This window comes from Bacillus cereus group sp. BfR-BA-01330 (genome assembly GCF_022663885.1).
Classification (GTDB): Bacteria; Bacillota; Bacilli; order Bacillales; family Bacillaceae_G; genus Bacillus_A; species Bacillus_A cereus.
The window spans coordinates 195,850-209,403 of record NZ_JAKUGK010000001.1 but is presented as its reverse complement, the minus strand read 5'-3'; the positions used below and the strand labels follow the sequence as shown (position 1 = coordinate 209,403).

The following is a 13,554-nucleotide window of genomic DNA, read 5'->3' as shown; positions in this document are numbered from 1 at the left end:
CTTGTTCATATTATAATTAAGCCGCTTGACCCTTTTCAGAAATCTCTTTTAAATAAGCTTGTCCTTTTTCAGCGTCATATTGACCTTCCCACTTAGACATAACTACAGCTGCTAAAGAGTTTCCTACAACGTTAACTGCTGTACGAGCCATATCTAAAATACGGTCAATACCAGCAATGAACGCTAAGCCTTCAGGTGGAATACCTACTGTACCAAGTGTCGCTAATAATACAACGAATGATACGCCCGGTACACCTGCGATCCCTTTTGATGTAACCATTAATACAAGCAACAATGTAATTTGTTGTGTAATAGATAAATCAATACCGTACATTTGCGCTAAGAAAATAGCCGCAATTGCTTGATATAAAGTTGATCCATCTAAGTTAAATGAATAACCTGTCGGAATAACGAAAGATGTAATTGCTTTCGGACAACCGAATTTCTCCATTTTCTCCATGATTTTTGGTAAAACTGTTTCTGAGCTTGCTGTAGAATACGCTAAAATCAGCTCGTCTTTTAAAATCTTAAAGAATTGGAAAATGTTAATTCCAAATATTTTCGCTGTAAGTCCTAAGACAACTACGACGAAGAAGATCATTGCTCCATATACGACAATTAGTAATTTCCCTAATGGAATTAATGAAGCAAGACCAAATGTAGAAACTGTAACACCAATTAGTGCAAATACACCAAATGGTGCAAATTTCATAACTTGGTTTGTTACGTAAAACATTGCGTCAGCCACACCTTGGAAAAATTGAAGAACTGGTCTTCCTCTTTCACCAATTGCTGCTACACCTAAACCAAATAGTACAGAGAAGAAGATAATAGCTAGCATATCTCCGTCAGCTAACGACTTCATAATGTTCGTTGGAACAATATTTACAAATGTATCTGCAAATGAATGACTTTGTACTTGCTCTGTCGTATGTGTATATTTCGAAATATCTGTCTTTGTTAACTGCTCCATATTTACGCCTTTTCCTGGTTGGAAAATATTCGCTATTAATAGACCGACAATAATTGCAATTGTTGTAATGATTTCAAAGTAAATAATTGTTTTTCCGCCTAGTCGACCTAATTTTTTAACATCGCCAACACCAGCAACCCCAACAACAATACTTGCTACAACAATTGGCACAACGATCATTTTAATTAATCGGATGAAAATATCACCAATTGGTTGTAAATAACTCACCACTGCTGGATTGCCAAAGAAAATCGCCCCAACCGCAATACCAAGCGCAAGTCCTATTAATATTTGCCATGCTAGTCCTATTCTTTTCATATTTGTTGTAACCCCCTCTTCGATGTGTCACTCTATCTCTCATTCTATCTCTATAAAACTAAGAAATTAAGAGTATTACATATTATTCGACAATTCACTACATTTTGTCCCTGTTAAAAATCATAAATCAAAAATTTAAATCTGACAACAAAATAACTTTGCCCGAACGCAAATAATTTTCTTGACAAAAAGCAGACCCATGTCAGAAAACCTCACATGAGAACGATTCCTCACTAGTGTTTTATTAGCTTTCCAAGTAATATTTCACCTCATAAAAACGATTACTTTCCTCCTTCATTTTACAGGAAAATTCCAAAATATACCTTTGTTACACATATGAATAAAATGTAAGCACTATGACAATTACAGTTGAAAAATGATAAATTCCGACAAAACTTAGCAATTTTATAAAATTTTCTTTACATTATGATTACAACGATAGACACCCTTCTTCTTATGATATATAACATTCATAGGGAAAGGAGTCAGACAACAATGAAAAAGAAATTTGCAGCGTTTAGTGTTTTAGCAGCAGGAACGATTTTTGCTTCCCCGTTACTTTCACCCGTATACGCTGAAACGAATCAAGATAAATTATCTAACATTCAATCTGAATTAGAAGGCAAACAAAGTGACTTACAAAATAAATCAGTCGAGAAAGAACAAATAGAAAAAGAAATTCAAGAATTACAGAAGAAAATCGATGAATTAACTACTTCCATTAATAAAAATGAGACTGAATTAAACGATACAAAAAAAGAAATTAGCAAAACACAACAAGTAATTACTGACAAAAAGAAACATATAGAACAATTACAAACAAACATAGATACACGTCAGGAAGTTATTAAACAACGATTACAATCTATGCAAGAAAAACCGCGTACAAATATCATTACAGAAGTATTAACAAACTCTACAAACATTGCTGATCTTGTTGATAATATGTACTCCGTAAGTTTAATATTAAACAACGATACAGATATTGTAAAAAAACAAACATCTGATCAAAATGCTGTAACGACAGAAAAAGAGGCTGTTGAGAAAAAAGAACAACAACTGAAAGACTCTGAACAAAAACTAGAACAAAAACAACAAGAATTACAAAATAACCAACAGCAGCAACAAACTCTTATTAACGATCTACATACGAAAGTAGCAAAAGTAGATTCAGAGATTGAAGGATTAGAAGAATCCAAGGGCATTTTAGAAAATCAACGTCAAGCTGTTCAAAAAGCAATTGAAGAAGAAAAACGGGCGGAAGAAGCTCGTAAAGCGGAAGAAGCCCGCCAGGCAGAAGAGGCTCGCAAACAACAAGCTACTAAATCTGCTCAAGCGGCCCCAACACCACATGATACAAATATCGGTGGTTTTATCAAACCAGCAGCTGGATCAAAAACTTCTGGATTTGGTGTACGTTCTTTAGATAACCATAAAGGAATTGACATCGCTGCTTCGGGAACGGTTCCAATTATCGCTGCTGCAGATGGCGTTGTTATTCGCTCAGAATTATCATCTAGTTACGGAAACGTAGTGTATTTATCTCACCGTATAAACGGAAAAACATATACGACAGTATATGCTCATATGAATAGTCGTTCTGTATCGAATGGACAAACTGTAAAACAAGGCGATCAGCTTGGATTTATGGGGAATACGGGCCAATCATACGGACAACATTTACACTTCGAACTTCATCTTGGAGAATGGAATGTCGGCAAGACAAACGCAGTTGACCCATCTCCTTATATCGGATTATAAAAAACCTCGGTGCCTACCGAGGTTTTTTATTTACACTTCACACAATATAGGCATTCTACATAGACTATAACTAAATGCCTATAGTTTACGAGGTGATCCATATGAATACGCAATTACAACAAAAAATAGAAGAAGCTAGAGAAACGTATATTGGCCGGATATTTACATTTGGCGGCTCAGTTTTATTTTTAATCGGTTCATTCCTCGCAGTCACCACAGCCTATAAAGCGTATAATCGTCTATTACATTCATCAACATAAAAAAAGACGGGAGATCCCCGCCTTTTTTTATGCAAACATTTTAAATACACCTATCGCATTTAAAAATACAATTATTACAGTTACCGGAATAACATAACGAAGTAAGAAGAACCAAATGTTAAATAACGTTTTCCCTTTCGTTTCCGTCACTTCTAATTCTTTCATCAACAACTCTTTACTCATTTTATTTGGTACAAATAATGAAATAGCTAGTACTCCTAACGGCAGCAATACGTTACTTACCGAAAAGTCGACTAAATCAAAGAATGTTTTCCCAAATATTTTCACGTCACTCATAATCCCAAATGATAACGCTGATGGAATACCGACTGCAAAAATAAGAATACCAATTAATAATGATGCTGACGGACGCTTCTTCTCATTACCTTTCGCAACAGATGCTACTACAATTTCAAGCATTGAAATTGCTGATGTTAAAGTCGCAAAGAAGAATAAAATTAAAAACATAATAAAGAAAAATTGACCAAATGGTATTTTTGCAAATACTGCTGGAAGGACGATAAACAGTAATCCCGGTCCTTCAGTCGGTTTAACTCCTAATGCGAAAATCGCTGGGAAAATTGCTAATCCTGCAAGTACTGTAACAAAAACAGTTAAACTTACAATAGATGTTGCCGATTTCGCTAAATGTTCCTCTTTCTTTAAATACGAACTATACGTTACCATTACCGAGGCACCTACAGTTAGCGAGAAGAAAGATTGTCCCATCGCATATAAAATTGTATCTGCTGTAAGCTTTGAAAAATCTGGTTTTAAGAAGAACTCTACTCCAGCAAAAGCACCATCGAGTGTTAACGCACGAACAATAATCGCAATAAATAAAATAAATAATAGCGGCATCATGTACTTACTTGCCTTTTCTATACCTTTCTCTACACCTTTACTTACAACAAAAATCGTACAAAGCATAAAGATAAATTGTGCTCCAATCGCACTTAATGGATTTGAAATCGTTTCACCGAACAATTGTCCATAATCAGCTGCACCATTCCAGAAACTTCCTGTCACACTATAATATAAATAAAGTAAAATCCATCCACCTACAACACTATAAAAAGATAGTACACTAAAACAAGTAACAACTCCCATACGACCAATCCAAGGATATAATTTGCTATTTGGCACTAGTACTTTATAAGCTGTAACCGCCTCTTTTTGCGTGCTACGTCCAATAACAAACTCCGCTATTAGAAGAGGCATACCTATAAATAAAGTTAATAGTAAAAATACAAGGAAGAATGCGCCTCCCCCGCCATTACCTGCAACATATGGAAATTTCCATATCGCACCAAGACCTACTGCGGCTCCGGCTGCTGCGAGTACAAAGCCTATTTTCGACGTCCATTGCTGTGTTTCTTTCATCATAATTTCTCCTTTTCTGAATATTTAAACTTTTGTTAATTATACACTTTCATTTCATACTCGCACACCTCCTTTAGAAAATAAAAAAGTCCCCTACACGCAAATATGCATGTAGAGGACGATATATGTAATGTAAATACCGTGGTACCACCTCAATTGGATTGATAAATCCCACTTGTTCAAGTACAGGAATAATTCCGATACTCTATCCTTTTAACGGCGGAACCCGGGTTGCCTACTACAATGTTCAACATACCTCTCGCAAGCCCATTCTGTATATTTTATCGTACCGGGCTCCCACCTAACCCCAGCTCTCTGAACGCATCAAATATACGTACTCTTCTTGCTCATCGATTTCATCTATTGAAGTTACTTGTGATTATAAATTATATTTTTACATTTGTAAAGCGCACTTTATCTTTTATTATTTTAAAACCTTTTCCTCTAACTCACGTAAAAAACTTTCTCTTTTCCCCTCATTTTGCACATATACTGATTTCAACACTTCTTGGAGCAATATATTTCGTTCCCTCTTTTCTAACTGTAAATCTTTTAACTTCAACCTTACTTCATATAAAAAATCTAAATACGATTCATATGTCTCATCATATTTATTTGCAATATCATCTCGAATTTTTTTTGCGAGCTTCGGGCTCGCTCCCCCAGTAGAAACTGCTATATTAAGTAAACCACGATGAATCGCTGCCGGAAAATGAACATTACCACTTTCCGGATTTGTAATAACATTTACTAATTGATTCTCAGCGGCATCTTCAGCAACTTGTTCATTTAATATTGAATCACTACTCGCTGCAACAACTAAAAAAGCACTTTTAATATCACTTTTTTCATATTCTCTTTGATACCAACGAATTTTCTTTTCTTCCACAAGTTTTACTAAATTCGCATCTAATTCTGGACTTATCACAACTATATCCGCACCCTGTTTGAGTAAAGGAATAATTTTAAATCCTGCAACTTTTCCCCCGCCAATAACAACAACGCGTTTCTCATTAACTCGCACTGTAAGTGGATACATACTGATCTCCTTTCAATAACTCCGTCGTTTTCTGAATTAACATATCTTGAAACGCTTCATTCTTCCCTAAATATGGACTGATTTTTATCTCTTCCACTTCATATTGGCACACTTCTTTCTCAATATGTTTCATAAGTAAACCTGTAAATAACAAGTAAGGCAGTACAACGATGTTCTTTTCTTTTCGTTCTACAACTTCCTTTAACTTCTCCTCAAATTTTGGCTCTGCAGCCGCTAAATAACAAACTTCTACTTTTTTAACCTTCTCTTTTGTTTGAAATAAAGAAGCAATCCAGTTTATATCTCTTAATACTTCAGGATCACTGCTCCCTCTTGCAACAAGAAGTAACGTCACTTCATTTTTATCTTCCTGTTCGATGCCACTTCCGCTATACACCGATTTAACAAGTGTTTCTGATACACCAAACGGATTACCATAGGTCACTTTAACATCCGAAAATTGATTAGTTAACTTTTCCAATTCAAAAGGGATATCTTTTTTTACATGACCTGCCGCTAATAAAAAAACAGGGATAGCAATAATCTCAGTGGCCCCACGCTTCACACATGTACGAAAACCATCTTCAATAGAAGGATTCGCTAACTCTAAAAAACAAACTTCTTGAATAGTCGCTTCTATACGGCTCATGCACGATGTAATAAATTGAATCGCCTCTTCTTTCGCTGTCTTCAAACGACTTCCATGACATATATATAAGACGGCTTTCATTTTACAACACTCCACTTACTTGATAAGCATTTTCTGTCTGCTTCTCAAACCAATGAATTTTTTCTCTAAAACGGACAACCTCTCCAATTACAATCATACTCGGATTTTGAATTTGCTCTTTTTTCGCAACATCTACAATTGTCCCTAACGTTCCAACAACTGTGCGTTGCATAGACGTCGTCCCCTGCTCAATAATAGCAGCTGGCGTACTTTTATCTTTTCCATGCTTCATAAGTTGCTCACATATGTAGGGCAAATTACTAACCCCCATATATACCGCTAAAGTCTCTACACCTTTCGCTAAACTTTCCCATTTCACTTCTTCTTCAGCACCTTCTTTCCTATGCCCAGTCACAATAGCAAAACTTGCACTTGCATCACGGTGCGTCACTGGAATGCCCGCATAAGCAGGAGCAGCTATTCCAGCTGAAATACCAGGAATGATTTCAAATGGTACACCTTGCTTTGCTAATGCTTCAGCTTCTTCTCCCCCTCTACCAAACACAAATGGATCGCCGCCCTTAAGCCTCGTTACAACTTTTCCTTTTTTCGCATACTTAATAAGAAACGTGTTAATTGTCTCTTGCTTCATCGTGTGATAATTCGGGAGTTTTCCACAATAAATTAAATCCGCGTCAGGCTTTGCGTATGAAAGCAGCTCTTTATTCACAAGTCGGTCGTATAAAATAACATCTGCCTTCTCAATACATTTCAACCCTTTAACAGTAATTAAATCTGGATCGCCAGGACCCGCTCCAACAATATAAACCTTCCCCATCATCTCTCCTCATTTCTTCTATTAAAATGAAACTTCCATTCGTATATAAGAATGGAAGTTTTTATTTTTTCGTATTACTGATCTCTACTCATGGATAACAAATGCCCCACCTTTTCGAATCTTCTTTTTTTCAAACAAAGAAATCTCTTTTACCTCTGGCAACGGTAAAAAATGCTTTTCAAGCTCAATCTCCGCAAGCTTAAATGCCTGTTCTTCACTTTGAGCAACAACAACAATCGGAACAATACTATTTACTAACACAGCTTCAAATCGATATAAATCCATATCGTCCCTCCTAAGACGCTATTACTTCTTCTAGCACGTTATTTAACGCTATTTGTAATGTATCTACACCAACACGACCTACAAAATCATAAAATGTTTCGGCTGGTAATTTATTCTCTTTGAAATAACTTATAAATGATGCGAGTACATCAGGTAGATCCTCGCCATCTATTTTTCCTTTTAACTTTTGATTGTAGGCACCGCCATCTAACAATGTTCCACCTACGTATATTTCAAACGCTTCAACAATACCTTTTTCCTTCGTTTTCATTTTCACCCCTTGTAGCCCAATGTCAGCAATTTGACGTTGACCACATGAATTCGGGCAGCCTACCATATGAATTCGAACTGGAACATCGAGTGCAATTTGTGTATCTAAGTATTCTGCAATTTTTCGTAATCTTTCTTTCGTTTCTACTAGTGCAAGATTACAATATTCAATACCGGTACATGAAACCGCATGACCAATAAATGATTTCGGGCTAGCAGATATCGCTTCAAACAGCGGTTCACTAAGTAATCCTTTTACATTTTCTGGAGGGACGTTCGGAATAATGAAGTTTTGCGAGTTACATGTACGAATTTGTCCATTTCCATATTGCTTTGCGATTCTTGCAATCTCAAACATTTCTTCTGCATGTAAACGACCTACCGGTACATTAAAACCTACATATTTTAATCCCTTTTGTTTTTGGTCTTGAACACCATAAAAATAGCCTGCATTCCATCCTTTGAGTGCACTTTCCCCTTTACTTTGTAAAGGCCCTGTATACTCTATTAGTTTCTCTTTAAATTTCTCTGCTCCCCAGTCCGCAACAAGAAATTTCAACCGAGCTAAATGACGTTTTTCACGATATCCAAAATCACGGAATATAGTAGCAATCGCAATCGCCACCGCCTTCACTTCTTCTGGTAAAACGAATACATCTAATTCATCAGCTAAATACGGTCGAGCTGATAATCCTCCACCTACTTTTATATGAAAACCAACTTTTTTCTCACCATCTATTTCTTTCGTTGCAGGCGTAAATGCAACACAGTTAATTTCTGCGTTTGCTGAATTATAAATATTAGAACTAATAGACATTTTAAATTTACGTGGCAAGTTAGAAAACTCTTCATTATGTTGGAAGTAATCATATACTTCTTTTACAATATGCGTTGTATCGAATAGTTCATTTGCATCAATGCCAGCAAGCGGATTACCTGTAATATTCCGCGTTATATCACCACAAGCCCCCGCTGAAGATAACCCAACTCTTGCTAATCTTTTAAAAATATCTGGAATTTGCTGAATTTCTAACCAGTGAAACTGAATCGCCTGTCTCGTCGTAATATCTATTACATTACGTCCATAATCTTCAGCGATAGAAGCAAGTACTTCTGCCTGTGCATTTGTAATAATCCCTGACGGAATATTTACCCGCATCATAAAATAACCAGCTTCTTTCGGTCTTTGTAAATACAAGCCTGCCCATTTAAAGGCATCCCACTCTTCTTTCGGAATAGATTCGAAACCATTTTCCGCATAGTAAGGAATATCATTAAAAATTTCTAAGCCATCTTTTTCTAATTTATTTTTCTCGGTCTGATTTAATTTTTCATTGTTAGCCCATACTTTTTCATAACTCATTGTTTATCCCCCTATATAAAACTACGCTCTTGTAAGTACTTCACGATTTGTTCTGCACATTCTTCAATAGAATATTTGTGCGTTTCTACAATTAATTCCGCTTGCTCTGGCTCTTCATAAGGCGAATCAATACCTGTGAAATCCTTAATATCACCTTTTCTTGCCTTTTTATAAAGTCCTTTCGGATCACGTTTCTCACACTCTTCAATCGGACACTTCACAAAAATTTCAATAAATTCATCTGCCGCTAATAAATCTCTTACTTGTTTGCGGTCTACTCGAAATGGTGAAATAAATGCTGTAAGGACAACTGCTCCTTGGTCTACAAATAACTTTGCCACTTCGCCAATACGTCTTATATTTTCCATGCGATCACTTTCAGAAAATCCTAAGTCTTTATTTAAACCGTGGCGAATGTTATCCCCATCCAGCACATAATTTCCAATATTCTTTTCAAACAGTTTACGAGCGACCGCATTCGCTACTGTAGATTTACCCGAAGCTGATAAACCAGTAAACCAAATTACAAAACTATGATGTCCATTCTTCACTCTTCTCTCATCTTTTGAAACCGAAGCTGTATGCCAAGTAATATTCGTATCCATCTCGTTCTCTCCCTATTCTGTTACTACTTCTTTTTTCAAGCCTTTAATTAGCACTTCCACTACTTCTTTACGACTAAATGTACTTGGCGGAATCTCACCGTTTCTTAATAATTCTCTTACTTTCGTACCCGATAAAATAACATGATCTTCTTTTCCGTGCGGACATGTTTTCGTTGAAGCCATCGCTTCACATTTCGTGCAGTAAAAACTATGCTCAAAGAATAGTGGTGTAATTCCTAACTCTTCTATCGTAAAATTTGTGAAGATTTCTTGCGCTTCATACGTTCCGTAATAATCTCCTACTCCAGCATGATCACGCCCTACTATAAAGTGGGTACATCCAAAATTCTTTCTTACTAACGCATGAAATATCGCTTCCCTTGGTCCTGCGTAACGCATGGCAGCAGGAAATACACTTAAAAAGACACGATTTTTCGGATAATAGTTTTGAAGAAGTACTTCATAGCTTTCCATTCTTACATCAGCAGGAATATCATCCGATTTCGTTTCTCCAACGAGCGGATTTAAAAAGAGACCATCTACAATTTCAAGAGCAGATTTTTGAATATACTCATGGGCACGATGTACCGGGTTTCTCGTTTGAAATCCGACCACTGTTTTCCACCCACGTTTTTTAAATGCTTCCCTCGTTTCAATTGGGTCTAAATGATAAGAAGGAAATTGATTATTTTCAAAGCGTTTTGTTAGAATAATAGTTCCTCCAACGTAAACGTTTGGTCGTTCATATAATTTTTTCACTCCTGGATGAGCCTCATCCGTTGTTTTATATACAAGTAACGCTTCTTTTTCTTTATCTGGTACAAAAATATCTTCTATTTGAATGACACCGTATATATTTCCATTGTTGACAAGCTTTACTTCCTCTCCAGCCTTCAGGCTTTCTGCGACTTTTTCTGTTACCGGTAATGTAATCGGTATACTCCACACACTACCATTTGCTAAACGAAGCGTTTCTACAACAGAATCATAATCTTCCTTCCCTAAAAAACCAGTAAGGGGGCTATATCCACCTGTCGCCAATAGTTCTAAATCACTTAACGCAATATTGTCTAATTTAATTTCTTTTTCAATTTGTGATACGTCATATGTCTCATCTATACGGTTTACTAATTCGTTTACTATGCTCATTTTTCTATATCCTCTCTTAGCTTTATTTCAAGATTCATCTTATTGGTAATGAAGACCACATTCAGTTTTCACTTTTCCAGCCCATCTACCATCTCTTGAATCGCCACCATCCCCTACAGGTAACGTACATTTCTCACACCCAATACTTGGATAGCCAACATCATGCAACGGGTTATACGGCAAGCTATGTTTGTATACATATCGCCAAACTTCTTTCCACGTCCAATGAATGAGTGGACAAACTTTAATAGATTGAAAACGATGATCTTGATTTATAAACTTTGTATGCTTACGTGTTTCTGATTGTTCCCTTCTTAAGCCCGATATCCATGCTTTTTCCACGACTAATGATTTTTCTAAAGGTAAAATTTTTCTAATCTTACAACAAAGATTCGGATTGCTCTCCCACAGTTTTTCACCATGCAACTTCGCCTGTTCATCAAGTGTAAGTTCTGGCTGTTTTTCTATAATATTCAATGAAGGAAATCGTTCCCGCACTTTTCGAATTAATTCATACGTTTCTTGAAAATGAACATTTGTATCCAAAAATACAACTTTAGCAGATGGATTTACTTGGTTTATAATGTGCAGCAATACCATACCTTCCACCCCAAAGCTACATGCGTAGACAACCTCATCTTTATATTCTTTATAAGCCCAATTTAATACTGATAACGCACCTTTTGTTTCATCTTCTTCCGAAAACGAAACAACATTTTCTTCCCACGTTTCATACGTCAACATGTTTTTTCCCCCTGTAAAAGCAAAAAGACGGTTTTAACCTAATGAAAATAGGTTAAAACCGCCTCTAGTTTTTCTAGTCAGCGCTTTTCACTTTAAACGTACTTTTTCACTTTTCTCTAACTGAATTACTTTTCCATCTTGCACAACAATTGTAATTGAACCATATTTCATATCAGCAAGCATCGCTTCAATCTTCTCGGATACTTCATCAAAATGTTCCCGTACACTCACGCGAACAGCCCCCCCTTTTTATTCATAAAAAAAATCTTTCCCATTTCGAAAAGACTGTTCGGTAATATATTTTACCTTATCTTTCAAAATGGATCCCATTTTGCTGGATTTAGCACCTTGCTTTCTATAAGCAGGTTGCCGAGCTTCTTCGGGCCAGTTCCCTCCACTTCTCTTGATAAGCTTTGTATTTGTATTTTATCACAATTCTGATTTTTTTCAATCCTAGTTTTCCGATATATTTTAATTATTTTATTTTATAAAAAAGGAATTGCCCATTCGAACAACTCCTTTTCCTATTTAGACAAGCTCTTTAATACGTATGCGATCGTTCCCAATAATATTTTCATATGTTTCGCGTTCCACAACTACTTGCGATGTTCCGCCTTTTGCAAAAACAACGGCTGGTCTTCGAATCCGATTGTAATTATTCGCCATCGAGTACCCGTATGCTCCTGTACAGGAAACTGCTAGTAAATCAGAAGCAGCGACTTTCGGTAAATGAATATCCCAAATCAACATGTCTCCACTCTCACAGCATTTCCCGGCAATCGAAACGAGTTCCTCATTCTCATCATTCGCTCGATTCGCTAACATCGCTTCATAACGCGCATTATATAAAGCAGGTCTTAAATTATCTGTCATTCCACCATCGACTGATACATATTTCCGAATACCAGGAATATCTTTCACAGATCCAACTGTATAAATTGTTGTCCCAGCATCACCTACAATGCTACGGCCTGGCTCAATCCATATTTCTGGCAATGGATATTCACATACAGTAAATTGTTCTCTCACTGCACTTGTTACAGCTCGCACATATGTCTCAAGAGTTAATGGTGTATCTGACTCTGTGTAACGTATTCCAAATCCCCCGCCTACATTTAACACTTTTACTACATAGTTTGTCTGCTCTCTCACTTCTTCTAAAAATTGGCGAAGAACTTCAATTGCTCGAACAAAACCAGCTGTTTCAAATATTTGCGACCCAATATGTGAATGGATCCCTAGCACATTATAATTGGATTTTTGTAAAGCAAATCCAATTGCCTGCATTGCTTGACCGTTTGAAACACCAAATCCAAATTTCGAATCATCTTGACCTGTTGTAATATATTCATGTGTGTGCGCCTCTACTCCAGGCGTTACACGAATTAATATGTTCACAAATTTCCCATGTTGCATCGCTAAATCGTGTAAAACTTCTAATTCAAAGAAATTATCTACGACAAAACAACCGATATTCGCCTGAAGAGCCATCACTATTTCTTCTTCTGTTTTATTATTTCCATGAAAATGAATACGTGATGCCGGAAATCCTGCTTGGAGCGCAGTATATAATTCTCCCCCAGAAACAACGTCTAATGACATATTCTCTTCACGAGCTACTCGGCACATCTCCATGCACAAGAACGCCTTGCTTGCATATGCTACTTGATAAGAGAAACCACTTTCTTTAAAAGCACGATGAAATGCTCGGCATTTTCCTCGAATAGACTCTTCATCGTATACATAAAGTGGTGTTCCGTATTGCTTTGCTAGCTGCGTCGTATCGCACCCTCCAATTTCTAAGTGTCCTTGCCCATTAATTCGGCTTGTGCCGTGTAAATACATTTAAATTCCTCCCTTATTTCCTCTAAAACTCATAACCCCAATCTTCTATTC

At 36.5% G+C, this 13,554-nt stretch carries 14 protein-coding genes, 1 riboswitch and 1 other annotated feature; of the genes, 2 read left to right on the top strand and 12 right to left on the bottom strand.

Going from position 1 to position 13,554, the window contains the following annotated elements:
* Positions 1-16: 16 nt before the first annotated feature.
* Positions 17-1,291, bottom strand: coding sequence for a glutamate/aspartate:proton symporter GltP (gene gltP, locus MR112_RS01145; protein ID WP_000821134.1), 1,275 nt, complete (start codon positions 1,289-1,291; stop codon positions 17-19).
* Positions 1,292-1,786: 495 nt separating this feature from the next.
* Here gltP and MR112_RS01140 point away from each other — a divergent pair, with 495 nt between their 5' ends.
* The gene (locus tag MR112_RS01140) at positions 1,787-3,052 is read left to right on the top strand and encodes a murein hydrolase activator EnvC family protein (RefSeq protein WP_000726086.1); all 1,266 of its coding nucleotides are present in this window, start codon (positions 1,787-1,789) and stop codon (positions 3,050-3,052) included.
* 101 nt (positions 3,053-3,153) lie between these two features.
* A complete protein-coding gene (locus tag MR112_RS01135; RefSeq protein ID WP_001096001.1) occupies positions 3,154-3,312 on the top strand; it encodes a hypothetical protein in 159 nt (52 codons plus the stop codon).
* Between the two features lie 27 nt (positions 3,313-3,339).
* Here MR112_RS01135 and MR112_RS01130 read toward each other — a convergent pair whose 3' ends face one another.
* The 11 genes from MR112_RS01130 to lysA form a co-directional block, all read right to left on the bottom strand.
* Complete coding sequence (locus MR112_RS01130) at positions 3,340-4,695, bottom strand: sodium-dependent transporter (protein WP_000665430.1); 1,356 nt, start codon at positions 4,693-4,695, stop codon at positions 3,340-3,342.
* 111 nt (positions 4,696-4,806) lie between these two features.
* Positions 4,807-5,055: a binding site (T-box leader), on the bottom strand.
* Between the two features lie 64 nt (positions 5,056-5,119).
* Positions 5,120-5,734, bottom strand: coding sequence for an NAD(P)-binding protein (locus MR112_RS01125; RefSeq protein WP_000283356.1), 615 nt, complete (start codon positions 5,732-5,734; stop codon positions 5,120-5,122).
* The gene (locus MR112_RS01120; RefSeq protein ID WP_048538177.1) at positions 5,709-6,464 is read right to left on the bottom strand and encodes a sirohydrochlorin chelatase; all 756 of its coding nucleotides are present in this window, start codon (positions 6,462-6,464) and stop codon (positions 5,709-5,711) included. The genes MR112_RS01125 and MR112_RS01120 overlap by 26 nt, the downstream gene beginning before the upstream one ends.
* Position 6,465: 1 nt before the next feature.
* The gene (gene cobA / locus MR112_RS01115; RefSeq protein ID WP_000521262.1) at positions 6,466-7,242 is read right to left on the bottom strand and encodes a uroporphyrinogen-III C-methyltransferase; all 777 of its coding nucleotides are present in this window, start codon (positions 7,240-7,242) and stop codon (positions 6,466-6,468) included.
* Between the two features lie 84 nt (positions 7,243-7,326).
* Positions 7,327-7,527 carry a DUF3906 family protein gene (locus MR112_RS01110; RefSeq protein WP_000366914.1) on the bottom strand — a complete coding sequence of 67 codons (201 nt, stop codon included), beginning with the start codon at positions 7,525-7,527 and terminating at the stop codon, positions 7,327-7,329.
* A 10-nt stretch (positions 7,528-7,537) separates the two neighbouring features.
* Entirely contained in the window at positions 7,538-9,160 is a 1,623-nt protein-coding gene (locus tag MR112_RS01105) for a nitrite/sulfite reductase (RefSeq protein WP_000119621.1), read from the bottom strand.
* Between the two features lie 11 nt (positions 9,161-9,171).
* Complete coding sequence (gene cysC / locus MR112_RS01100) at positions 9,172-9,765, bottom strand: adenylyl-sulfate kinase (protein WP_000380499.1); 594 nt, start codon at positions 9,763-9,765, stop codon at positions 9,172-9,174.
* A gap of 12 nt (positions 9,766-9,777) precedes the next feature.
* Complete coding sequence (sat, locus tag MR112_RS01095; protein ID WP_000029491.1) at positions 9,778-10,914, bottom strand: sulfate adenylyltransferase; 1,137 nt, start codon at positions 10,912-10,914, stop codon at positions 9,778-9,780.
* Between the two features lie 39 nt (positions 10,915-10,953).
* The gene (locus tag MR112_RS01090; RefSeq protein ID WP_000959022.1) at positions 10,954-11,658 is read right to left on the bottom strand and encodes a phosphoadenylyl-sulfate reductase; all 705 of its coding nucleotides are present in this window, start codon (positions 11,656-11,658) and stop codon (positions 10,954-10,956) included.
* A gap of 87 nt (positions 11,659-11,745) precedes the next feature.
* Positions 11,746-11,889 (bottom strand): YezD family protein, encoded by a 144-nt coding sequence (locus tag MR112_RS01085; protein ID WP_000116158.1) that lies wholly within the window; start codon positions 11,887-11,889, stop codon positions 11,746-11,748.
* 73 nt (positions 11,890-11,962) lie between these two features.
* A riboswitch (SAM riboswitch) is annotated at positions 11,963-12,071 on the bottom strand.
* 115 nt (positions 12,072-12,186) lie between these two features.
* Complete coding sequence (gene lysA / locus MR112_RS01080; RefSeq protein ID WP_000280642.1) at positions 12,187-13,503, bottom strand: diaminopimelate decarboxylase; 1,317 nt, start codon at positions 13,501-13,503, stop codon at positions 12,187-12,189.
* Positions 13,504-13,554 lie beyond the last annotated feature (51 nt).